The organism is Bacillus sp. EB600, from assembly GCF_024494385.1.
GTDB lineage: Bacteria > Bacillota > Bacilli > Bacillales > Cytobacillaceae > JAEVLT01.
This window is the reverse complement of sequence record NZ_JAEVLT010000002.1, coordinates 82,007-105,786: the sequence shown is the minus strand read 5'-3', so window position 1 is coordinate 105,786 and position 23,780 is coordinate 82,007. Positions and strand designations below refer to the sequence as shown.

General features: G+C 41.0%; 27 protein-coding genes and 1 other annotated feature. Of the genes, 24 read left to right on the top strand and 3 right to left on the bottom strand.

Annotated features, from left to right (window positions below):
- Positions 1–12: 12 nt before the first annotated feature.
- From JN080_RS03220 to pheA, 10 genes are all read left to right on the top strand, one after another.
- Complete coding sequence (locus tag JN080_RS03220; RefSeq protein WP_309144650.1) at positions 13–801, top strand: peptidoglycan DD-metalloendopeptidase family protein; 789 nt, start codon at positions 13–15, stop codon at positions 799–801.
- Positions 794–1,660 carry a M50 family metallopeptidase gene (locus tag JN080_RS03215; RefSeq protein ID WP_256234464.1) on the top strand — a complete coding sequence of 289 codons (867 nt, stop codon included), beginning with the start codon at positions 794–796 and terminating at the stop codon, positions 1,658–1,660. The genes JN080_RS03220 and JN080_RS03215 overlap by 8 nt, the downstream gene beginning before the upstream one ends.
- Positions 1,661–1,834: 174 nt before the next feature.
- A complete protein-coding gene (locus tag JN080_RS03210; protein WP_256234463.1) occupies positions 1,835–3,325 on the top strand; it encodes an Rne/Rng family ribonuclease in 1,491 nt (496 codons plus the stop codon).
- A gap of 46 nt (positions 3,326–3,371) precedes the next feature.
- Positions 3,372–3,451: a sequence feature (ribosomal protein L21 leader region), on the top strand.
- A 13-nt stretch (positions 3,452–3,464) separates the two neighbouring features.
- Positions 3,465–3,773 carry a 50S ribosomal protein L21 gene (gene rplU, locus JN080_RS03205; protein ID WP_256234462.1) on the top strand — a complete coding sequence of 103 codons (309 nt, stop codon included), beginning with the start codon at positions 3,465–3,467 and terminating at the stop codon, positions 3,771–3,773.
- Positions 3,774–3,789: 16 nt separating this feature from the next.
- A complete protein-coding gene (locus tag JN080_RS03200; RefSeq protein ID WP_256234461.1) occupies positions 3,790–4,134 on the top strand; it encodes a ribosomal-processing cysteine protease Prp in 345 nt (114 codons plus the stop codon).
- Positions 4,135–4,428, top strand: a complete 294-nt coding sequence (rpmA, locus tag JN080_RS03195) for a 50S ribosomal protein L27 (RefSeq protein WP_256234460.1) — start codon at positions 4,135–4,137, stop codon at positions 4,426–4,428.
- Positions 4,429–4,743: 315 nt separating this feature from the next.
- A complete protein-coding gene (locus JN080_RS03190; RefSeq protein WP_256234459.1) occupies positions 4,744–5,289 on the top strand; it encodes a Spo0B C-terminal domain-containing protein in 546 nt (181 codons plus the stop codon).
- 58 nt (positions 5,290–5,347) lie between these two features.
- A complete protein-coding gene (gene obgE, locus JN080_RS03185) occupies positions 5,348–6,634 on the top strand; it encodes a GTPase ObgE (RefSeq protein WP_256234458.1) in 1,287 nt (428 codons plus the stop codon).
- A 26-nt stretch (positions 6,635–6,660) separates the two neighbouring features.
- Positions 6,661–7,116, top strand: a complete 456-nt coding sequence (locus JN080_RS03180; protein ID WP_256234457.1) for an ACT domain-containing protein — start codon at positions 6,661–6,663, stop codon at positions 7,114–7,116.
- 67 nt (positions 7,117–7,183) lie between these two features.
- A complete protein-coding gene (gene pheA, locus JN080_RS03175) occupies positions 7,184–8,041 on the top strand; it encodes a prephenate dehydratase (protein WP_256234456.1) in 858 nt (285 codons plus the stop codon).
- 41 nt (positions 8,042–8,082) lie between these two features.
- Here the strand turns inward: pheA and JN080_RS03170 are convergent, their stop codons facing one another.
- Both JN080_RS03170 and JN080_RS03165 read right to left on the bottom strand, forming a co-directional pair.
- Positions 8,083–8,622, bottom strand: coding sequence for a transcription repressor NadR (locus JN080_RS03170; RefSeq protein WP_256234455.1), 540 nt, complete (start codon positions 8,620–8,622; stop codon positions 8,083–8,085).
- A 52-nt stretch (positions 8,623–8,674) separates the two neighbouring features.
- Complete coding sequence (locus JN080_RS03165) at positions 8,675–9,823, bottom strand: IscS subfamily cysteine desulfurase (RefSeq protein ID WP_375141575.1); 1,149 nt, start codon at positions 9,821–9,823, stop codon at positions 8,675–8,677.
- Positions 9,824–9,922: 99 nt separating this feature from the next.
- Between JN080_RS03165 and nadB the strand changes: the two genes are divergently transcribed.
- From nadB to yajC, 13 genes are all read left to right on the top strand, one after another.
- On the top strand, positions 9,923–11,497 hold the full coding sequence (gene nadB, locus JN080_RS03160) for an L-aspartate oxidase (protein ID WP_256234453.1): 1,575 nt from the start codon (positions 9,923–9,925) through the stop codon (positions 11,495–11,497).
- A complete protein-coding gene (gene nadC, locus JN080_RS03155; protein WP_256234452.1) occupies positions 11,466–12,314 on the top strand; it encodes a carboxylating nicotinate-nucleotide diphosphorylase in 849 nt (282 codons plus the stop codon). The genes nadB and nadC overlap by 32 nt, the downstream gene beginning before the upstream one ends.
- A gap of 1 nt (position 12,315) precedes the next feature.
- Positions 12,316–13,416 (top strand): quinolinate synthase NadA, encoded by a 1,101-nt coding sequence (gene nadA, locus JN080_RS03150; RefSeq protein WP_256234451.1) that lies wholly within the window; start codon positions 12,316–12,318, stop codon positions 13,414–13,416.
- 237 nt (positions 13,417–13,653) lie between these two features.
- A complete protein-coding gene (gene safA, locus JN080_RS29580; RefSeq protein WP_256234450.1) occupies positions 13,654–15,396 on the top strand; it encodes a SafA/ExsA family spore coat assembly protein in 1,743 nt (580 codons plus the stop codon).
- On the top strand, positions 15,362–16,369 hold the full coding sequence (locus JN080_RS03140) for a phosphotransferase (RefSeq protein WP_256234449.1): 1,008 nt from the start codon (positions 15,362–15,364) through the stop codon (positions 16,367–16,369). The genes safA and JN080_RS03140 overlap by 35 nt, the downstream gene beginning before the upstream one ends.
- A gap of 103 nt (positions 16,370–16,472) precedes the next feature.
- On the top strand, positions 16,473–17,156 hold the full coding sequence (locus JN080_RS03135; protein WP_256234448.1) for a YhcN/YlaJ family sporulation lipoprotein: 684 nt from the start codon (positions 16,473–16,475) through the stop codon (positions 17,154–17,156).
- A 127-nt stretch (positions 17,157–17,283) separates the two neighbouring features.
- The gene (locus tag JN080_RS03130; RefSeq protein WP_256234447.1) at positions 17,284–17,826 is read left to right on the top strand and encodes a BofC C-terminal domain-containing protein; all 543 of its coding nucleotides are present in this window, start codon (positions 17,284–17,286) and stop codon (positions 17,824–17,826) included.
- A gap of 170 nt (positions 17,827–17,996) precedes the next feature.
- Positions 17,997–18,608, top strand: a complete 612-nt coding sequence (gene ruvA, locus JN080_RS03125) for a Holliday junction branch migration protein RuvA (protein WP_256234446.1) — start codon at positions 17,997–17,999, stop codon at positions 18,606–18,608.
- An 11-nt stretch (positions 18,609–18,619) separates the two neighbouring features.
- Positions 18,620–19,621: a Holliday junction branch migration DNA helicase RuvB gene (gene ruvB / locus JN080_RS03120; protein WP_256234445.1), complete on the top strand. Its 1,002-nt coding sequence runs from the start codon at positions 18,620–18,622 to the stop codon at positions 19,619–19,621.
- A complete protein-coding gene (locus JN080_RS03115; protein WP_256234444.1) occupies positions 19,618–19,824 on the top strand; it encodes a DUF2905 domain-containing protein in 207 nt (68 codons plus the stop codon). Before ruvB ends, JN080_RS03115 begins: the two co-directional genes overlap by 4 nt.
- Positions 19,825–19,849: 25 nt before the next feature.
- A complete protein-coding gene (gene queA / locus JN080_RS03110; RefSeq protein ID WP_256234442.1) occupies positions 19,850–20,878 on the top strand; it encodes a tRNA preQ1(34) S-adenosylmethionine ribosyltransferase-isomerase QueA in 1,029 nt (342 codons plus the stop codon).
- Between the two features lie 30 nt (positions 20,879–20,908).
- On the top strand, positions 20,909–22,048 hold the full coding sequence (gene tgt / locus JN080_RS03105) for a tRNA guanosine(34) transglycosylase Tgt (RefSeq protein ID WP_256234441.1): 1,140 nt from the start codon (positions 20,909–20,911) through the stop codon (positions 22,046–22,048).
- Between the two features lie 23 nt (positions 22,049–22,071).
- Positions 22,072–22,362: a preprotein translocase subunit YajC gene (gene yajC / locus JN080_RS03100; protein WP_256234440.1), complete on the top strand. Its 291-nt coding sequence runs from the start codon at positions 22,072–22,074 to the stop codon at positions 22,360–22,362.
- A gap of 39 nt (positions 22,363–22,401) precedes the next feature.
- Here the strand turns inward: yajC and JN080_RS03095 are convergent, their stop codons facing one another.
- Entirely contained in the window at positions 22,402–22,824 is a 423-nt protein-coding gene (locus tag JN080_RS03095; RefSeq protein ID WP_256234439.1) for a TIGR04086 family membrane protein, read from the bottom strand.
- Between the two features lie 272 nt (positions 22,825–23,096).
- On the opposite strand from JN080_RS03095, the gene JN080_RS03090 reads away from it, so the two are divergent.
- Positions 23,097–23,753, top strand: a complete 657-nt coding sequence (locus tag JN080_RS03090; protein WP_256234438.1) for a DUF421 domain-containing protein — start codon at positions 23,097–23,099, stop codon at positions 23,751–23,753.
- The last annotated feature ends 27 nt before the right edge of the window (positions 23,754–23,780 follow it).

The following is a 23,780-nucleotide window of genomic DNA, read 5'->3' as shown; positions in this document are numbered from 1 at the left end:
ATGGATGGTATAGTGCGATCAAGATCGGATGATATTCGTCGACGAATTGCCAAAAGAAGAAAAGATAAAGAAAGAATAGGAAACAGCCCGAAACCGGAGCGTCTGTTTGCATTACCTTCTGAGGACGAGCCGCCCGGCTTTAATGAACTTATTACTTATGAGGGTGGCGGGCCGGAAGAGGAGATACATCCTTTATTTCGAAAAGAAGTGTTCCTTTTTAAGATATTAGCTTCTGCATGTTTATTTCTTGTCATTGCCATATTGTTTCGTAACCAAACAGCGACACTTGATTCCGCTAGAAATGTGGTGAAAAAAACAATGGAAACAGAATTTCAATTTGCAACTGTATCGAATTGGTATGAAGACAAATTTGGAAAGCCGCTGGCGTTGCTCCCATTTACGGACAAGAAAACGAACAAAAATCTTGCTGCAAATCAGCAGTATGCTGTCCCCGCCTCAGGGAGGATTCTCGAAAATTTTCAAAAAAATGGCCAGGGAATCATGATTGAAACGGGGAAAGGAACAAAGGTAGAGGCAATGAACGAAGGAATGGTTCGTTTTGCCGGTGTAAAGGAGGGACTGGGCAAGACGGTCATTATCCAGCACTCAGATCAAACGGAATCCTGGTATGGAAATCTTGAATCGATTCAAGTGAATTTATATGAATATATTGACAAAGGCAAAGAAGTTGGCACAGTTTCCGGCTCTGCTGGCGTAGATAAATCAAAAGGGGAGTTTTACTTTGCGATAAAAAAAGGAGATCATTTTATTGATCCCATTCAGGTGATTCAATTTGAATAAACTAGGTGTTTTAATACGGCAGATTCATATACATCCCCTTTTATGGATCGTCATTGCTGCCTCAATTGTGACTGCCCATTTCTTAGAGGTTTGCTTATTAATGTTGATTATTTTTATACATGAAATGGGGCATGCTGCTGCGGCTTCTTTTTTTTCGTGGCGAATCAAACAAATTTCCTTGCTGCCCTTCGGCGGGGTTGCGGAAATGGATGAACATGGAAATCGGCCGCTTCGGGAAGAAACTCTTGTTGTGGTGGCAGGCCCCCTGCAGCATGTTTGGATGGTTGGACTGGCGTTTTTTTTGAAAGGAATTGGCTGGATTCCGAATGATCTTTTTCAGCTTTTTCTTGACTATAACTTGATGATCTTACTGTTTAATCTTTTTCCAATCTGGCCGCTCGACGGCGGAAAACTTGTATTTTTATTGTTATCACTAAAAAATCCGTTTCCCGACGCGCATCGTTTGACGTTACTTATTTCTACCACTTTTTTAAGCTTGTTTGCCATTCTGATCCTGTTCACGGCGCCGAACCACGTAAATGTCTGGGTAGTCATCGCTTTCTTATATTTCTCGCTGTATCATGAATGGAAACAGCGCCGCTATGTGTTTATGAGATTTTTATTGGAGCGTTATTATGGAAAAATAGATGGTCCACATATACTTGTTCCGATCAAAGCAGAGGAAGAAGAAATGCTTATCCAGGTTTTACAGCGATTTCAACGGGGCTGCAAGCATCCAATCATTATTGAAGGCTTGGATAATGAAAAAAGAATGTTAGACGAAAATGAAGTGCTCCATGCATATTTTACTGAAAAACGAGTGACAGATAAAATCAGCGACCTCCTATTTTCTTATTAATTTTTCGGTATAATATATATAGAAAAGTGGAAGCGCCCGTTTAGTGAAGTACACTAGTCGCTGGGCGCTGGCCGACTAAAAGCCCGCCGTCCAGGCGGCACGTCGGCACTAGCACTTCCTGTGCGTCGTAGTTAGACAGGAAAAGACCAAGCAAGAAAAAGTGAGGAAGCTGGATTGAATACATTACTTATTAATTACGCTGCAAGGGAAAAAAGGTATGCCCTATTAATCAATAATCAGGTGGAAAAGCTGGTGATTGACCGCCCTGATCAGCGTTCACTTGTTGAAAATATTTTTTATGGTACGGTGACAAGGGTTTTACCAGGCATGAATGCAGCTTTCGTTGAAATCGGGGAAGGAAAAAACGCATATTTACAGCGTAATCTGCTCGCAAATTATGTGTTAGCTGCGGAAGATAAAGCGACAAAAGAGAAAAAGAGTGTTTCAGCCTTTGTCCATCAAGGTGAAAAGCTTCTCGTTCAGATTGTAAAGGATGCAACCGGGACAAAGGGCCCTAAGGTAACAGGAATCATTGAAATACAGGGAGATAATCTTATCTATATGCCTCATGGACGTTATGTGGCTGTTTCAAAAAAAATCGCGGATGAAACGAAAAAATCCCTTCTCCGCCAGCTTGGAAAGCAAATGAAAGAAGCGGACGAAGGAATTATTTTTCGAACTTCCAGTATTAGCTGTACGGAGCAGGAACTCCGAGCAGAATTGGAGCAATTGCGTGTAAGCTATAAGGAGATACTGCAGAACGCATCGGCCCTAAACCATCCCGGCATACTATTTCAAAAGGATACCTTTACGGAGATGGTGACGGATTCCATCAGCAAAATGACCTCTGGAGAAGTGATTGTTGATGACCTGGCCTTCAAACAAAAGCTTGAATCTTGTGAACAGATCAAAAAAGGCACGGTTAAGCTTCATTATTTTCAGCAAAAGGAAAATGTATTTTCAGCTTACCGAGTGGAACATGAAATTGAAAAAGCATTAAAAAGAGTCGTTTGGCTGGATAACGGGGCTTATCTTATTTTCGATGAAACAGAGGCTCTAACGATTATTGATGTGAATACGGGCAAGTTTTCAGGAAAAATTGAGCTCGATGATACAGTTGTAAAGACCAATAAGCTAGCGGCAATTGAAATCGCCCGGCAGCTCCGTCTTCGCGACGTGGGCGGAATGGTTCTGGTGGATTTTATTGATATGAAAAAAGATAACGACAGGCAACATATTTTTGAAACAATGGAACAGGAATGCAAAAAGGATGAAAAGAGAACGAGACTGATCGGGTTCACTCCACTTGGAATTCTCCAGTTAACGAGAAAAAAAACCAAAGTCTCTCTGTCAGAGGCATTAAAGGAGAAATGCCCTGTATGTGAGGGGACGGGAAGGATCTTGAGTGCAGAAACGGTGGCCTTTCGGCTTGAACGAGAGTTGTTTGAACACCGCCATGCGGAATTTGAGGCCGTCCTAGTGGAGGCAACCCAGGAAGTGAAAGAGAGATTTGAAGGACCAAACAAAACGTATCAAAGTTATTTTGAAGATACGACCCATTTAAAAGTGCTATTTGACATCCAACCATCTGTCATTCCATATTATTATGTAAAACAATTTGGGAATATCGATGAGCTATCAATTAAAACAAATGATTTCTATTGACCATTTTCCCTAAATATGATAGGATTTTAATGTTATGTTTGTAGCACCCGTGCTACAACCGCACAGAACAGGTAATAAGTTTTTGCAAATGCAAAGCGCCTGTAATTGGCGAGTCTGAGTTTATAAGGAGGTGCAGTTCATGTACGCAATTATCGAAACTGGTGGAAAGCAAGTGAAAGTAGAAGAAGGCCAAGCTATTTACATCGAAAAGCTTACTGCTGAAGCAGGCGAAACAGTGACTTTTGATAAGGTTCTTTTCGTTGGCGGAGAAAATGTAAAAGTAGGAAGCCCTGTTGTTGAAGGCGCTACGGTTACAGCTAAAGTTGAAAAACAAGGTCGTCAAAAGAAAATCATTGTTTTCAAGTACAAAGCCAAGAAAAACTATCATAAGAAGCAAGGTCATCGTCAACCGTATACAAAAGTAGTCATCGAGAAAATCAACGCGTAAGGTGTTGAGCAAATAGATGATCGAAATTACGATTACTCGTACTGATTCCGATAAAATCCAGGCGTTTGAAATAAGCGGACATGCTTTTTTCGCCAAGCGGGGCAAGGATATTGTCTGTGCAGGCGTATCTGCTGTTTCCGTCGGCGCAATTAATGCAGTCCATGCCTTAACGGGCGTTACCCCTGTGATTGAGCATCGTGAGGATGGCTTTCTCCGCTGTACTATTCCGGAAAAACTGCCGGAAGACATATTTGAGAAAGTACAGCTTCTTCTCGAGGGTATGGTTATTTCATTACAAACGATTGAGGAAGAGTACGGAAAGAACTTAACAATAACCTTCAAAAAGTGGGAGGTGGAATAAATGCTATTAAAATTAGATCTTCAGTTGTTTGCTTCTAAAAAAGGAGTAGGTTCTACTAAGAACGGTCGTGACTCAATCGCAAAGCGTCTTGGTGCTAAGCGTGCAGACGGTCAATTTGTTTCTAGTGGTTCTATCCTTTATCGTCAACGCGGAACGAAAATTTACCCAGGTGAAAACGTGGGCCGCGGTGGAGATGATACTCTATTCGCAAAAGTTGACGGTATCGTAAAATTCGAGCGCTTTGGTCGTGACCATAAAAAGGTCAGTGTTTATCCAGTAGCTCAAGAAGCATAAGTTGTCAAAATGAAACTCTAACCGATTGGTTAGAGTTTTCTTTTTAAACGTGCTCGATCCTTCGACAGAGTGAGACTTCTTCAAACGTGCTTCTTTTTTGGCTAATAATAAATGATAAACTTTCAATGTGAAAGTTTATCATTTATTATTGTGCATAAGGGCAACTATGCCTCTGTCTTCGCCCTTAGGGGCTTGCCAATCGGCGAGTTTTCTTTACCTCAAAAGGAATGAAATACATAAAACTACTTACTCCAGCCAACTTTTTTGATATACTTAAGCAAACAGTTTTCTGACAATTAAAGTAGGAGTGCACGTATGGAAAAAGAATGGAATATGATCGAGGTGCTGCGTCATTCTCGGCATGATTGGTTAAATAAACTGCAGTTAATCAAAGGAAACTTAGATTTAAATCGAATTGACCGGGCTAAGGCAATCATTGATGAAATTGTCATCGAGTCACAGCATGAAACAAAGCTTTCCAATTTACATATTCCTAAATTTGCATCACTAATGTTTCGAGCAAATTGGGAAAATAATATCTTCCACTTAGAATATGAGGTGCTTCAAGAGTCCGGTATGCTTCACATTAATGAATTAGCGCTAACGGAATGGACAAAGGAGTTCTTTACTTGCTTAAATGGATCAATTCATGCCTTGGATGAAAATAACTTAGCTATTTCAATTGATTCCCAAAAAGGTGGGGCTCGTTTCTTTTTTGATTTTAGCGGAATAATAAAGCAGAAAGCACGGATAGAAAAGTTCCTAGCCGAAACCTGTACAATCGATTTAGTTATCACGGTGAAGGAATTTTCTGAACACGAACTCGCGTTTGAAGTTTTTATGCCAGTAAGCAATGGCTAAAAGCGGGCGATTAACATCCGTCTTCAGATAAACAACTAGTGCAGACGGGAGGAAAAAAATGTTTGTAGATCAAGTTAAAATATTTGTTAAAGGTGGAGATGGCGGCAATGGAATGGTTGCCTTCCGCCGTGAAAAGTATGTTCCAAATGGTGGTCCAGCGGGCGGTGACGGTGGAAAAGGTGCGGATGTTGTCTTTGAAGTAAATGAAGGACTGCGCACATTAATGGATTTCCGTTATCAGCATCATTTTAAAGCACCCCGCGGTGAACATGGGATGGCCAAAAATATGCATGGGAAAAACGCAAAGGACATGATTGTCAAAGTACCACCTGGTACAGTTGTAATTGATGAAGAGACAAAGAAAGTAATTGCTGATTTGGTTGAGCATGGACAACGTGCCGTTGTTGCCAAAGGCGGCCGAGGGGGACGAGGCAATTCGAGATTTGCAACGCCTGCTAACCCGGCGCCAGAGCTTTCTGAAAATGGAGAACCAGGCCAGGAGCGTGAAGTGGTTCTCGAATTAAAGCTCCTAGCAGACGTAGGCTTGGTTGGTTTCCCGAGTGTTGGAAAATCGACGTTATTATCAGTTGTCTCATCGGCGAAACCGAAGATTGCTGATTATCATTTTACAACAATTGTTCCGAATCTTGGCATGGTCGAAACAGAGGATGGCAGGAGCTTTGTTATGGCTGATCTGCCGGGATTAATTGAAGGTGCCCATCAAGGGGTTGGCTTAGGTCACCAATTTTTGCGTCATATTGAACGTACGAGAGTTATTGTTCATGTGATTGATATGGCAGCAATTGAAGGCAGGGACCCGTACCAGGATTATATAACGATCAATAATGAATTGAAGGAATATAACCTGCGACTAACAGAACGCCCACAAATTATTGTTGCAAACAAAATGGACATGCCTGGAGCGGAAGAAAATTTAGAAACGTTCAAGCAGCAATTAACAGATGATACCCCTGTTTTTCCAATTTCAGCCATTACAAGGAAAGGTTTAAGGGATCTTTTGTTTGTGGTCGCTGATAAGCTTGATAAAACGCCAGAATTCCCACTCGAAAAGGAAGAGGATACTGGTGTCCATCGTGTACTTTACAAGCATGAAGCGGAACCTGATCCCTTTACCATTTCCAGAGAGTCTGATGGTTCATTTGTGGTATCTGGGGAAAAGGTTGAAAGACTGTTTAAAATGACCGATTTTTCAAGGGAAGAATCTATTCGCCGCTTTGCTCGTCAGCTTCGAGGTTTTGGTGTTGATGATGCCTTAAGGAAAAGAGGAGCGAAAGACGGTGACATTGTTAAATTAATGGACTTTGAATTCGAGTTTATTGAGTAGCCTTCCGATATTATAGAGGTGGAGAGATGAGAGCAGACAAATCAGATAAAAAATTTTATTTGGTGCGTGAAGATGTTTTACCTGAAGCCATGAAAAAAACAATCGAGGTCAAGGAAATGCTTGACAGAGGGAAAGCAGAATCTGTTTGGGATGCTGTTCATCGCGTCGATTTAAGCAGAAGCGCTTTTTATAAATACAGAGATACGGTCTTTCCGTTTTCATCGATAAAACAAGAGCGGTTAGTTACGCTTTTCTTCTATCTCGAGGATCGCTCAGGTACATTATCCCAGCTATTAAGTGTTGTAGCTTCGTCTGGATGCAATGTTCTAACCATTCACCAGACGATTCCCTTGCAGGGAAGGGCGAACGTTACCATGTCAATTAACACATCTAATATCCTCGGGGATATTGAGGATTTTCTTGCAGAACTTAGGAAATTAGAATTTGTTGATAAAGTGGAAGTGCTCGGAACGGGTGCGTAAGGTACTAGTGAAGCACTCTAATTTGATTTTAGATAGAGCTGTACATATGAAAAAGGAGAGGGAAATTGTGAAAGTAGGTTATTTTGGTCCAAAGGCTACATTTACCCAAATGGCAGTGAGCAGATTTTTCCCGAGTCTTGACCATCTACCATATCGGACAATTCCAGATTGTATCGATGCTGTCGAAAATCAGGAAGTGGAGCTTGCTGTTGTTCCAGTTGAAAATGCACTGGAGGGCTCAGTGCCGATTACACTTGATTATTTAACAAGAGAGGTTGAAATACCGATCATTGGGGAAATTACTGCTCCGATTAGACAACATTTTATGGTCCATCCAGACAACCAAGAGAAATGGAAGGAAATCACAAAAGTTTATAGCCATTCTCATGCAATTGCCCAGTGCCATAAATTTTTACAAAGCCACTTTAAAGAGGCATCTATTGAGAGTGTTTCCTCGACGGCCGGTGCAGCAGTTATGGTAAAGGAACATCCTGAATTAATGATAGCTGCAATTGCTAATGAGCAGGCAGCAAAGGAATATGGCTTAGTGATTGTTCAGAAGGATATTCACGATTTTGCATACAACCATACCCGCTTCGTTATCCTGTCCCATAAAAATTATGATTTAGAAGCAGTAAAGGAAGGCTTAATCGGCTATAAAACAACGATTATGGTGACACTTCCAGACGATTATGCAGGCGCCCTGCACCAGGTATTGTCCGCTTTTGCATGGAGAAAAATCAATCTGTCAAAAATTGAATCAAGGCCTATGAAAACTGGTATTGGCAATTATTTTTTCATTATTGATATTGGTATGAAACTTGACGGCGTTTTGATTCCGGGGGCAATTGAAGAATTGGAAGCCTTGGGCTGCGGAGTAAGACTGTTGGGAAGCTATCCGTCCTTCCTGATTGATTTTAATTAAAAAAAGGATCCGGGTTATTTTTTAAACCTGGATCCTTTTTTTCATGCGTTAATTAAAAAACCTGCATCGCCCAATGCTGCTTCTGCATTAGATAGGGCTTCTTTGCTGCTTGAAGCTAGTGTATGGAGATGGATCCCGCCTGTCAGTTCTGCTAAAAGTGAAGCTTTTGTGGATCTTAATTTATCCATAAACTGTTTTACTTCCTGCCGGTTGGAAACCATAATGGAAGCTGTTAAATCACCGTAAACAGGGTGCTCAACCTTGACATCTTTAACAGTTACCCCGTGGTCGACTAATAAATTCAATTCTCGTTCTGTGTCTTCAAGTGAATGACGGCAGGCAACAGTCCGTTCAAAATTCTGGATAACAGCATTTTGCTTTAAATATAAGTACCCTTGGCTGGTCGCAATAATGGGTTCATTTTTTGCTTTCAAAATCGTTATATCTCCAACAATAACTTGCCGGCTTACATTTGTTTTAACAGCTAGTTCACTTCCGGTTATAGGAGAAGTGGTGTTCTTTAGCTGCTGCAAAATCCAAGTCCGTCTTTCTTCGCCTAATAATTTTTTTTGCTCAGCCATAGATTCCTCCTAAATGATTTGCTTATAGATAGTAGAGAGAATCCTCCCAAAGTTAATAATGAAGCTTCTTTATATTGTTGACAATATTCGTTATTGTTTCCCCGAGTTTTTGAACCTCTTCAATCGTTGTTGTTTTACCAAATGAAATCCGAATAAATTCCTTCGCTTGTTCGTTTTCTAATCCCAATGCCTCCATCGTTTTTGACGGAGTCTGCATGCCAACCTGGCAGGCACTGCCTGTTGAAATAGCAAATCCCTGACGGTTGCACTCCAGCATCAACAGCTGGCCTTCAATCCCAGAAATCGTCAATCCAATGATACTTGGGAGCTGGTTATCACTTTTTGCCTCGATTATATTTACCCACTCTTTAATGGGACTGATCGTCTCGATAAATACTTGGCGGAGGGATTCGAATTTCTTTTCCGCCTCACCCGCTTGGGCAATGATCTTTTGAGCAGCAGCCGTCATTGCCACGATAGCGGGAACGTTTACCGTGCCCGGTCGTAGGCCTTTTTCATGTGTGGTGCCAGGAAAAAAGGAGTTCCAGCCGATTTGCGGGTTAATGTACACAGCTCCTGTTCCTTTTGGCCCATATATTTTATGGCCCGAGAAGGAAAAGCTGCTTACAAGCGGTGCCACCTTCTTCAGATCCAATTTTCCAAATGACTGAACAAAATCACTATGAAATAGAATGTTATTCGCCCTGCATATCTTCGCTATTTCTTCAATTGGCTGAATGGCTCCAATTTCTGAATTCACATGTTGAATCGTTAGTAGTGCGGTTTCCGGTTTGAGTGCAGCAGCTGCTTTGTCTAGGTCAATTATACCTTCTTCTGTAAAAGGAAGATAAGTAACCGTATACCCGCATTTTTCCAATCTTTTCAATGCACCATGGATGGAGGAATGTTCTGCAATGCTTGTAATGATATGGTTTTTTTCCTTCTCCATTGTCGAAAGCAAAGCCTCAATTGCCAAAAAATTCCCCTCAGATCCACCGCTGGTAAAAAAAAGTCCTGTTTTGTCAATTCCTACAAGAGCGGCAAGCTCCTCGCGGCAGTTTTCGAGTAATCCAGCGGCTTGTGAGCCAATGTCATGGAGGCTGTTTGAATTTCCAAAGAAATCCGTTGCTACCTTGACATACACTTCAGCAGCTTCAATATCTAACGGAGTTGTCGCAGCAAAGTCGAAATAGATCATAATACCCTCCAAAACATTTTTTTGTGGGAAAAGTACTTGTCATTAGTTTAAATCTATGTAAATATAGATGTCAAGACACCTGTAAATTTAGGAGGCTATCAAATGACGTATGATGATGTTTTAATTGTTGGCAGCGGAGTTGCCGCCTTACAATTAGCAGCCCTTCTTAGTAAGAATATAAATGTGAGAGTAATCACAAAGTCAAAGGTGAGAAATGCAAATTCATATCTTGCTCAAGGTGGTATTGCAGTTGCTCTTGGTAAACAAGATCATCCCTCCAAGCATTTTATTGACACGTTGAAAGCAGGAAGATTCTATAACAACGAGGAATCTGTCCGAGCCATCGTTAATGAGGCACCAGCGCTTATTCGTGAAATTTTCACGAAAGGTTCTGTTTTTGATAAAGATCAAAATGGTGAAATGCTGCTGGGTATGGAAGGTGCACATAGTGAGAAAAGAATCGTCCATAGCGGCGGTGATGCCACAGGAAAAAATGTGGTTGAATATTTAATTAGTCAACTAAAGGAAAACGTAAAAATTGAAGAAGATTTATTCGCTTATGAACTTATTATAAAAGAAAATCGGTGTATCGGAGTTAAAGGGAAAAAGCCTGATGGAGAAATTCAAGCTTATTATGGAAATCACGTTATTCTTGCAACAGGCGGATGCGGGCAATTATATACGTACACCTCAAACGCAGAAACAGTAACTGGTGATGGAATTGCAATGGCCTATTTGGCTGGTGCAGAAATTGTTGATATGGAATTCAACCAATTTCACCCAACATTGTTGTATATAGATGGAGAAACAAGAGGACTTGTATCAGAAGCAGTCAGGGGAGAAGGCGCGATTCTTGTAACCGACGATGGTACTCCAATTATGGAGGGAGTCCATCCTTTAAAGGACCTTGCTCCAAGGCATGTTGTTTCGCAAAAGATTTATGAATATGTAAGTAAGGGGGTAAATATTTACTTAGATATTCGCTGTATTCCGAACTTTACGAAAAGATTTCCAACCATTACCGAGATTTGCACAGAAAATGGAGTTGATTTATCTCAGGGTAGGATCCCTGTCGTCCCCGGAAGCCACTTCTTAATGGGAGGAATCAAAACGGACCTAATTGGAAGGACTTCGATTGACGGGTTGTTTGCGATTGGTGAAGCTTCCTGCACAGGTCTTCATGGTGCAAACCGTTTAGCCAGTAATTCTTTGCTAGAAGGATTATATCAAGGGAAAAAGCTATCTGAATGGATTAATGAAGCACCTTTAAAGCCGTTAACTGCTGAACCTGAAAAGATATCAGATTCATTCCTCCAAAAACGAGCCAATTTACCAGAGCTGAAAACCTTGCAGAATAATATGATGGCCCGGGTAGGTATTGTCCGTAACAGTGAAATGCTGATCAAACAGAAAAACTGGTTAGCCCAATTTAAAGTGAATGAAATGACAAACTTGGACGGCTATACTTCCCAAGATATAGAAAGAGCTTTCATGGTACTTGTTGCAGAGTTAATTACAGACTCTGCCCTAGAGCGTACAGAGAGCCGCGGGGGTCATTATCGAAATGACTATCCCTTTGAAGATGATCGCAATTGGATAAAACAAACCATTTCACATATCCGAAAACGAGAAGGGGAAAAAGATCATGAACAAATTCAAACTATCTTCGCTACTTGAGAGCTTTTTTATAGAAGACATCGGCGAACAGGACATAACAACAGATCTTATTTTTACAGATGGTACAAACGGAAAAATTGTTTTTATAGCAAAAGAAGCAGGGGTTTTTTGCGGGGAGGAAATTATTAAAACCGGCTTTAAGTTGTTTGATTCGGACATTAAAACAGATGTACTGGTCAAAGATGGCGATCCGATTGAGAGTGGTCAACAATTTGCAACGGCATCCGGGAAAATTGCTGATTTATTAAAGGGAGAAAGAGTTATTTTGAATCTTATTCAAAGGATGAGCGGCATTGCAACGTTAACACAAAAAGCCGTGACAACGTTGAACAGCTCCCATACAAAGATTTGTGATACAAGGAAAACAACACCAGGACTCCGAATGCTTGAAAAATATGCTGTCCGCACGGGCGGAGGCTTCAACCACCGCTTTGGTCTATATGATGGCGTAATGATAAAGGATAATCATATTTCCTTTGCAGGTTCAATTCGCAACGCAGTGGAAGCTGTCCGGGAAAAGGCCGGACATATGGTTAAAATTGAGGTCGAGGTTGAAACCGAGGAGCAGGTTATTGAAGCAGTCAATGCGGGTGCGGATGTGATCATGTTTGATAACCGAACTCCTGATGAAATTAACGAGTTTATAAAATTAGTTCCGGCTGGAATTATTACCGAAGCCTCAGGCGGAATTCAATTAAGCAACCTCGCTTCCTACCGGGATACAGGGGTGGATTATATTTCATTAGGATTGTTGACACATTCCTATAAAGCACTTGATATTAGTGTAAGAGTAAATGTGGATAAAGGGGGGGAATAGAATGAGTATCTTGTCATCATTACAAAGAACGATCGTTATTCCAGAAAAATACAGACAGATGTCACGTGAAGAACTGGAGCAAAGGGTTTTAGATGCCAAGGAGAAATGGGGATCAAGGTTATTTATACCAGCACACCATTACCAAAAAGATGAAGTTGTACAGTTTGCTGATGCTACTGGAGACTCCTTACAATTAGCGCAAATATCCGCAGCCAATAAAGATGCTGAATTTATCATTTTTTGTGGAGTCCATTTTATGGCCGAAACAGCTGATATTTTAACAACTGAAAACCAAAAGGTCTATTTACCTGACATGAGAGCAGGCTGTTCAATGGCAGATATGGCAGATATTCATCAGACCGAAAGAGCATGGGAAAAGCTGCAGGAACAATTCGGTGACACCATACTGCCATTGACATATGTAAATTCAACTGCTGCTATTAAAGCATTTGTTGGTGAGCATGGCGGGGCAACGGTTACATCCTCAAACGCCGAGAAAATGGTAAAATGGGCATTTGATCAGAAAGAACGGATTTTATTCTTGCCTGACCAACACCTTGGCAGAAATACAGCCTTCACGCTTGGGGTACCTTTAGACGAAATGGCTGTCTGGAATCCAATTACGAACACACTTGAATATGATGGAGATTATTCGAAAATAAAAGTTATTTTATGGAAGGGACATTGCTCCGTCCATGAAAATTTTACCGTCCAAAATGTCATTGATACGAGAACTCAATATCCAAACATGAAGATCATTGTTCATCCTGAATGCAGCCGTGAAGTTGTAGAACTGGCGGATATGGCCGGATCCACTAATTATATTCTTAAAGCAATTGAAAGTGCAGAACCTGGATCTGAATGGGCGATTGGTACTGAGATGAACCTTGTGAATCGGATTATCCAAAATCATCCAGATAAAAAAATTGTTTCGTTAAATCCAAATATGTGCCCTTGCATGACCATGAATCGAATCGATCTTCCGCATTTGGTTTGGTGTTTAGACACGATTGAAGAGTCAGAACACCAACTTATCAAGGTTGAAGAAACAATTGCCACCAAGGCTATACTAGCACTAGAAAAAATGCTGAATTTTGCATAAAAAATAGAAAAGCGAAAACGCCCGAAACTTTCCTCGTCTTATGTGTCGAAGGCAGACAGTTATCAAAGTTAAAAGATATGAAACCTAAAAGATGGAGCAGGATTATTCCCTGCTTCGTCTTTTTTTTGTCCATTATCATATTTTGAAAAAGAGATGCATAAGTTTTTCTGAAGAAGATTAGCACTTTGCCCATTCTCACATACACTATATGGACTTATGCCATAGGAGGGAAATAGTGTGAAGATCCATATCGTACAGAAAGGGGATACTCTTTGGAAGATCGCCAAGAAGTACGGCGTGAATTTTGAAGAGCTGAAAAAGATGAATTCACAGCTCAGCAACCCTGATATGATTATGCCCGGAATGAAAGTGAAAGTCCCTACAACAGGTGGAATGATTAAGAAAGAAATGCCAATGGGGACAAAACCCGGAGCAGCAATCAATCAAGGAATAAAAAAAGAAATGCCCATTGCTGAGCATCCGTTTGCAAAAGAGCAGCCAAAACCAATGCCGATTGTTGAAGCTCCTATTAAGGAAATCCCAATAAAAGAAGCACCTAAAGCACCCTATATTCCTAAAATGCCTACTCCAGTGATCCCAGAAATTGATATAAATAATTATTATATGATGAACATGGAAAATATGACCGTTCAACAGCCTAAACCACAGCCGCCGCCTGCACCAGTGAACATCCTTCCTAAGGTGAAGGAAGTCCCTAAGAAAGAGGTTCCAGTCGTTGAAGCTCCAGTCGTCGAAGCACCTCCGCCAGTAATGGAACAGCCGGTGTGTGAACCTGAGTGCGTTCCAGTTACACCTATAATGCCAGGGCCTGGATTTTGCCCACCGCTTGGCTACCCGATGGGTGCAGTTATGCCATATGCAGAGTTTCCAGGTGCAACGCCTATGCCACATGGAACTATTCCGGCGGGACCAGGGATTGCGCCGGCAGTTGGCGGAGCTGCCTACATGCCAATGCATTTTGAGGATGAATCTTCCTCATCTTTTATGCAGCAAATGCCATTTATGAATCCTGGTGCAGTTGTCGGTGGACCTGTTCAAACCCCAGGATACCCGGTTCAAACACAATATCTTCAGCCGGGAATGGGACCGGGGGGGCAAATGCCGGCAGGTTATGAACCAGTACCTTATCAAGGATTTTCAGCTCCAGGTGGCTATTCTACAGGTGGCCATCCGGGATTTCCAGAGGCACAGCCAGGTTATCAAGCGCAAGCCTATTCGGGAAATCCAACCGGAGGAGCATACCAAAGCTATCCGGAAGCACAAGGAGGTTATCCAGCCGGAGGAGCATACCCAGGAAATACGGAAATGCAGGGAGGCTATCCAGGAGGAACATACCCAGGATACCCAGAGGCGCAAGGAGGTTATCCGACAGGAGGAGCATATCCGGGCAATCCTGAAGTACAGGGAGGCTACCCAGGCGGGTCGTATCCAGTTTCTCCGCAAATGCCAGGTAGCTACCAGGGAGGAGCATACCCAGGTTACCCACAAATGCAGGGAGGTTACCCAGCAGGAGCATCAGGATACCAGGGGGAATACCCGACCCAGCAAAGTCCAAGAGATCCTTATCAAAATCCTGCAATGGCACCCGGATATGGCAACCCTGCAGCGTACTATCCATATGGGCAAATACCTTACGGGTATCCGCAAATGGGTCCAGGAACACATGTTGAGTATGAATCATCTGACATGATGCAGAGTGCAGGAGCACAGCCTTATCCAGGTGGTCCATTACCCGTAGCTACTGGCGGTTTAGCTGACTGTGGCTGTGGCGCACCACCTGCAGTACCGCAAACAACCTTTGTCCCGACTACTCCTCCTGTTTATATGGCACCATATACAGCTCCATCTCAGTTTGCACAACCTCCATTTATGAATCCATATGGAATGGGGCCAATGGGAACTGGACCGTATGGGATGCCGCGGGATGTTGACGCAAGTGATGAAAATGGCAGTTATTAAAAATGGAGGAGATGATTATTTTAATCGTCTCCTTTCCTATTTCAGACAGCAATTTAAGGAACCAATTGTAAAAATGGAGCAAATTCGGGATTCTGTTTATATTGTTAAAACAGAGAAAAACACTTATGTAGTGAAGGGATACTCTAAATACAAAAAATTAATAATACAAGAGACATTTACCGGCACAATTCGCCAGGAGGGGTTTGAAAAAACCTATGTTTATGTTCCGGAAATTGTGAAAGAACAGCTTTTTTTTGAAGGAGAATATTTTGGCTGCATGGAGTACCTTGAACCCCATCCAAGGCCGTTTACATTTTATTCACATAAAAACCGTAAAGAAGGGCTTAGACTTTTAGAGGAATTTCATTTTGTCACATCCTCGTGTGTTACCAGATATAAGACGCTGCTTCCCTATAGTGACCTGCATGCAAAATGGTCGGAGCGTTTAAGGATTTTCAAGCGGAATTGTTCCCAAATTTGTTATTTTTTAAATGAACAATGCCTAAATGAACTGTTAGAATGGGCACAATTTTCCTTAAATGGAATGAAAGAAAATGAAAGCTTTTTTGTCAAAGAGCCCTACGTTATTTTGCACGGTGATGTGGCCCATCATAATTTTTTGCGGGATACTTCAGGTAACTTACACTTAATTGATTTTGATTTAATTCACATCGGACCTGAATCCATTGATTTATTACAATATGCCAATCGGATTCTTCCTTCTATTGGTTGGTCAATTGACCAGCTTTCACAATATCAACAAATAAGCAAGTTTTTAAAGGCAAGAGCATTTTTATATGCATTAGCGTTTCCAACGGATATTTTCCGGGAGTGGAACCGAATTCTAAGAGAAAAAAAGCATGAAAATCATCATTATTATAAGTATGTTCTTGAATTAACGCTGAATCAGCTCTCTTTACGTCGAAAGTTTGTTGAAAAATTAAAAAAGAAATTGGCAAAAATTGATATCTGACTATGATATTGGTCCATTTTGTCAGAATGGAATTCCCCATGCAGTAACACTCTAAAAATGAGCAATTTTATTTGCTCATGATGTTAGCGAGGGGGTTTTTCGTTTGAATAAAAAACATTTGTTAACACCTTTTTTAGTCATTTCTCTGTTGGGAGCTTCAGGATGCGCGGGAAATAATCGCTCGGGTGTAAATGAACGTACTAACGATAACGTCCGTCCAATCGGGTATTATTCGAATGAGAATCACCAAAATAATACTTCAGGGTTGTTTGCAGACAATGATGGACCAATGACGGAATTCATGGACCATACTCTAGGGGCTGAAGATCAAGTAACTGACAGCCAAAAGAGAAGAGCACTTCAAACCCGGGATGAAAATGGAAACCCTCCAAATCCGACAAAGCCGCTTAGTGCCCATGACCAATTTTTAAACAAGGATAACCGCTTTAGTACAGGCGATGTTAATTACCATGATCAGTTAAATCAAAATATAAACAATACAGGCACTACAACAGATCCTCAAACACTTGGGCGAATATCAGACCAAATCCGTCAAAAGGTTTTGGCAGTGAACAATGTTCAGAATGTTCGTTCTGTTGTATATGGTTCATCCGTATTAATTTCTGTTGATTTAATCGATAAAAGCAAGGCAGGCTCTACGAAGAAGGCGATTCAAAAAGCTGTTAAACCCTATGCCAATAACAGAGCAGTAACAGTAATTACCGATGAAGGAACCTTTAGCCGTGACCGAAATAATCAAACAGGAGTCAGGGCTGGAACGAAATAAAAAACAAAGTGGAGGGCCATATTAACCGGCCTTCCACTTTTATTTTATAGGCAGGATAGATTGGCAAAAAGAGGCTAAACTATAAACGGAACAAAGAATATATTTTTAGAATAAGAGGTGATCATGCATGAGGTTCAATAGGACGGCTTTCAAGCAAGCCACTACTGCCGCAATCGCCGTTTTTCTCTTCATGCTTATTGGAAGGGCACCAGGTTTAATTATGGTTGGCTCCGCCGCTAAAATGGACACCCAAAAGACGGAACCTCTGCACATGAAGATTGTCCTAGAGAGAATCTATCTCAATGGTGAAGTTAGTTATGAAGTTGTCCAAGAGAACATTTATTCAATTGAAAACTTTTGGGCAAAATATGATCAGTGGAAGCTGAAAGACATTGATGAAAAGGAAATTGTTTTTAGCAAGGAAATTGATGATATTTCACCATTGCTAAAAACAAATGGGTATTTTGGCATAACCCATAAAGGTGTGTTATCGATATTTAATGGAAGACCCGAACAATCAAAAATTATTCAATCCTTTTTTCAAATAGATATTAAAAAACTTGAAAGCATTAAACAGAAAGAATTGCTCGATGGGATCCCGATAAAAACAAAGGATCGCTATGTCCAGGTACTAGAGACCTTCAAGCCGTATTCCACTGATGGAGGATAAACATACTGATCGATAAAACCAGACTGATATGATCAGCCTGGTTTTTTAGTTAGTTACTCTTCAACCTAAGCAATATATGATAGAATAAATACAGCATCGAAGAATTGATCAACGCCCATCGGTATACAGATAATAAAGAGATGGGGACGAAGCTGGGGGAGAGAAAAGCATTGTTTGAATTTATTAAGGGAACGGTGGAGTTTGTTTGTCCAGAGTACATTGTCATTGAAAATAATGGTCTTGGCTTTCAAATTTCAACACCGAACCCATTTATTTATTCTAGTAAAATAAAACAGAACGTTATTATCTACTTGTTTCAATATGTTCGTGAGGATATCATTGCCCTCTATGGTTTTGAAACAAGGGAAGAAAAAAGTTTGTTTACAAAATTACTAAGTGTTTCTGGAATAGGACCAAAAGGTGCACTGGCTATTCTTGCATCTGGAGAAGTACAACAGGTTGTTCAGGCGATTGAGCAAGAGGATGAAAGCTTTCTGGTAAAATTCCCGGGAGTGGGGAAAAAAACAGCCAGGCAAATGATTCTTGACTTAAAAGGAAAGTTGCAAAATATTGTACCTGACTTTTTTCCAAACTTATTTAATGTTGATGACAGGACTATCCCAGTACAAGCGGATACGGTAGCCTTTGAAGAAGCAATTCTGGCTTTGAAAGCACTTGGATATACGGATAAGGAAATTAAAAAGATTTCACCTGATTTAAGAAATGAACAGTTGTCGACCGATCAATATATTAAAAAAGCCTTGCAAAGGCTTTTAAAATAGGGTGATCATCAATGGAAGAACGAATTATGTCGAGTGAGGCAGATCCAAACGATAGTAGTATCGAACAAAGTCTTCGACCTAGAAACTTAAAACAATACATTGGTCAGGATAAAATAAAAGCAAACTTAGAAATTTTTATAGAGGCAGCAAAACTTCGGCAGGAAGCATTAGACCATGTCCTCTTATTCGGGCCGCCTGGATTAGGAAAAACAACCTTAGCCGTGATTATTGCTAATGAAATGGGAGTGAATATCCGGACTACTTCGGGACCAGCGATCGAAAGACCGGGTGATTTGGCTGCGATTCTTACTGCACTTGAGCCGGGGGATGTTTTATTTATTGATGAAATACACCGCCTGCCAAGGTCAATTGAGGAAGTCCTTTATCCTGCGATGGAGGACTTTTGCCTTGATATTGTGATTGGGAAGGGGCCGAGTGCACGCTCGATTCGTCTTGATTTGCCGCCGTTCACGCTAATTGGCGCCACAACAAGAGCGGGAGCAATCTCGGCTCCGCTTCGGGATCGATTTGGAGTTTTGAGCAGACTCGAGTATTATAAAGAAGATCAACTAACAAGTATTGTTAAACGAACTGCTGAAGTATTCGAAACCGAAATAAGTGAATCTGCAGCATCAGAAATCGCGAGAAGATCAAGAGGGACACCTCGGATTGCCAACCGTTTGTTGCGGAGAGTCAGGGATTTTGCCCAAGTAAAAGGAAATGGGAATATTGATCACGTGTTAGCTGCTGAAGCATTAGAGCGGCTTCAAGTTGATCCGTTGGGTCTTGATCATATTGACCACAAGCTGCTAAGAGGAATCATTGAGAAGTTTCGCGGTGGTCCAGTTGGCCTTGATACCATTGCCGCAACGATTGGAGAAGAACGAGAAACAATTGAAGATGTCTATGAGCCTTATTTGCTGCAAATTGGGTTCTTGCAAAGAACACCGAGAGGACGAGTGGTTACCCCCTTAGTCTATCAACATTTCCATATGGAGGTGCCATTGGATTGACTGGTTTATCAAAAACGCTCATGATCATCGGTGCGATTATTTTTGTGATCGGCTTTCTTATGCCATTTTTGCATTTAGGCAAGCTCCCCGGCGATATTTTGATTAAAAAAGGGAATGCAACCTTTTATTTTCCGGTTGTTACCTGCATTGTCATCAGCATCATTTTATCGGTCATCTTTCATTTTTTAGGCCGATTTAGATAAAAAACAAAATGTAAGGGTGTTATCCATGAAAGTAGATTTATTTGATTATGATTTGCCTGAAGAATTAATTGCCCAAGTCCCGTTAAAAAACAGGACTGACAGTAGATTATTAGTATTAAACAAAAAAACGGGTGAGATCAACCATTCGATTTTTAAAGATATTAAAGAGCATTTAAGACCAGGTGACTGCCTTGTTTTAAATGATACAAAAGTACTGCCGGCACGCCTTTTTGGTGTTAAGAAAGATACCGGAGCAAAAATTGAAGTGCTGCTCTTAAAACAGCTTGAGGATGATCGTTGGGAAACACTCGTGAAGCCTGCGAAAAGAATCAAAGTGGGGTCTGAAATTGAATTCGGTGAAGGTGTGTTAACAGCCGTTTGCACGGATACCTCCGATCATGGCGGTAGGACTCTTCAATTTAAATATGAGGGTATTTTTCTCGAGGTCCTTAATCAATTAGGGGAGATGCCCCTCCCACCGTATATTCATGAGCAATTGGAAGACCGCGACCGCTACCAGACGGTATATGCTCGCGAACTTGGGTCTGCAGCTGCACCAACGGCAGGACTCCACTTTACAGAAGAGCTGTTGGACGAAATCAGAAACTTGGGCGTACATATTGCGTTTATTACTTTACACGTTGGTCTTGGGACATTTAGGCCAGTAAGTGTGGAGGAAGTCACAGAGCACGACATGCACTCTGAATTTTATATGATTTCCGAAGAAACCGCGCGCTTATTGAATGAAGTGAGAGGCGAAGGTGGTAGAATCATTGCAGTCGGGACTACGTCAACGAGGACCCTTGAAACGATTGCTTCGGCAAATGACGGGGGATTCCAGGAAAGCAGCGGCTGGACCAATATTTTTATTTATCCAGGCTACGAATTTAAGGCAATAGATGGATTAATAACCAACTTCCATTTACCAAAGTCGACACTTGTGATGTTAGTTAGCGCATTAGCAGGACGGGAAAATATTTTGCATGCCTATGAAACGGCGGTAAAGGAACGGTATCGCTTTTTTAGCTTTGGTGATGCCATGTTAATTATCTAAGCAACATCTGAATGGAAGGAGACAGTTTTTTTGACTGCCATACGTTATGAATTAATAAAAACAGATAAACAAACTGGTGCGAGATTAGGGAGAGTCCATACTCCCCACGGTTCCTTTGATACACCGGCATTTATGCCGGTAGGAACACTTGCAACGGTTAAAACCATGTCGCCAGAGGAATTAAAAACAATGGGCGCTGGGATTATTTTAAGTAATACGTATCATTTATGGCTTCGCCCAGGGCATGAAATTATAAAAGAAGCAGGCGGACTGCATAAATTTATGAATTGGGATCGGGCCATTTTAACGGATTCCGGGGGATTTCAGGTTTTTAGTTTAAGTGAATTTCGCAAAATTGAAGAGGAAGGCGTTCATTTTCGTAATCATTTAAATGGGGACAAGTTATTTTTGTCGCCGGAAAAAGCAATTGAAATCCAAAATGCGCTTGGTTCGGATATTATGATGGCATTCGATGAGTGTCCGCCCTACCCGGCCACGTTTGAATATATGAAAAAGTCAGTGGAAAGAACTTCGCGTTGGGCTGAACGCTGTCTAAATGCACATCAGCGTCCGGATGAACAAGGGATCTTTGGTATTGTCCAAGGAGGCGAATATGAAGAGCTCCGCAAGCTAAGCGCAAACGACCTTGTATCGCTTGATTTTCCAGGTTATGCGGTTGGCGGGTTATCAGTTGGCGAGCCAAAAGAAATCATGAATCGTATGCTTGAATTTACAACCCCATTGCTGCCAACAAATAAACCCCGCTATTTAATGGGGGTAGGCTCACCAGATTCGTTAATTGATGGAGCAATTCGCGGCATTGATATGTTTGATTGTGTATTGCCAACACGGATTGCCAGGAATGGGACACTTATGACCAGCAACGGAAGGCTCGTGGTTAAAAATGCAAAATACGCCCGCGATTTTCGTCCAATTGATGAAGATTGTGATTGCTATACATGCCGAAATTACAGCAGAGCCTACATCCGTCACCTAATTCGTTGTGACGAAACATTCGGAATTCGGTTAACGACTTATCATAATCTCTATTTTCTGTTAAAATTGATGGAACAGGTCAGACAAGCTATAATGGAAGATAGGCTTGGTGATTTTAGAGAAGAATTTTTTGAACGTTATGGCTTTAACAAGCCTGACGCAAAGAATTTTTAATAGATGAAAGGAGGGAAACAAATTTGGGAAATCTTGGAACAATTTTACCGTTGATTGTAATGTTTGTGTTGTTTTATTTTTTATTAATTCGCCCGCAGCAAAAACGTCAAAAATCCGTTAAAGACATGCAAAGTAGTCTTAAAAAGGGTGATAAAATCGTTACGATTGGTGGATTACATGGTTTTATCGATTCAATCGATGACAATAAAGCTGTTATTAAATGCGGCGACGGCAGTCGTCTTACTTATGAGCGCTCTGCCATTCGTGATGTAGTGGAAGCCGCCCCAGAAGATAAATTAGCTAAAAAAGATTAATAATGTAAAGAAAAGGAAGCCAAAAGATGGCTTCCTTTTCTATGCTGTTCGAGAGTTATTTGAAGACATATTTACTCCTAAAATTCCACCCATCATTGCAATGAGTGTATAACAAGTATGGTAAATTAACTGTTCTACATTAAAAAGGTGGTCAAATCCTAAGTATTGAAACAAAAAGATGACAAGCGAATAAAACAACCCCGTTATCCCGCCAATTAACCAGCCCTTTTGCTTCCTTTTCCCACCTGATAAAAACCCACCGCCAAACAGCCCAATAAAAGATAAGGCAGTAGTCATGTATTGAAGTGATCCTTCACGAACAGATGTGAATCTGAGAATGAAGGAAATAATCAGGCTGCTGAGGGCAGCAAAAACAAAAATAAAAATGAGGCCGTATAGTACGGCAGTTCCAAAGCTTTTTGATTCGATTTTTGTTCTCCCCCTTCTTATGCCTTTAGGCAAAATTCCAACTGTTTAATCCCACAACAGATAAACAGTTTCTTTCCTAGTACAAGCATATTCAGGTGGTATAAAAAGTAGAATTTTATTTTAAGATAAGTATGAATTTCGGAACTGTGATAACTGTCTAGCCTCGACATACAATAGGTGCCAGTACCCAGTAAGTGTATGTCGCTAACCGGGCGCTTCCGCTTTTCTTTTAAAATGGCATCAACTTCCTATTATTTTTTTGTATGTTTTGATAAAAAATAGAGATTGAAAAGGGGCGACCAAAAATGGAAGAACATTTCATCATACTTTTCCGAACGATTGTACTATATTTTTTAATTCTCCTTATCTTTCGGATTATGGGAAAAAGAGAAATTGGTGAATTAAGCATCCTTGATTTGGTCGTTTTTATCATGATTGCCGAAATGGCGGCTATAGCAATCGAAGATACAAATGACCCATTATCCCATTCAATCCTGCCAATGCTGCTGTTAATGTTGATGCAAATCATCTTTGCTATCATTTCATTAAAGAGCAAACGATTTCGGGATTTAGTTGATGGAAAGCCAACGATTATTATTAATCAGGGAAAGATTGATGAGCATGCGATGCGAAAACAGCGTTACAATTTTGATGATTTATTACTCCAATTACGCGAAAAGGATATCCGCAGAATTTCAGACGTTGAATTTGCAATCCTTGAATCCTCCGGAAAATTATCGGTTTTTGAAAAGGAAGAAAAAGCCAACCAACAGCTTGGGGATATCACCATCCCGTTGATTATCGACGGATGTATCAATGAAGATAACCTAGAACGAATCCATAAAACAAATCTATGGCTGCGGCAGGAGTTAAGAAAGCTGGGGTATCAGGATATAAAGCAAATTTCTTTTTGCAGCTTTGAGAATGGAAAGTTCTACATTGATATCATGGACGAATCTTAAAGAGGATGCATGAACTACTGCGATCCT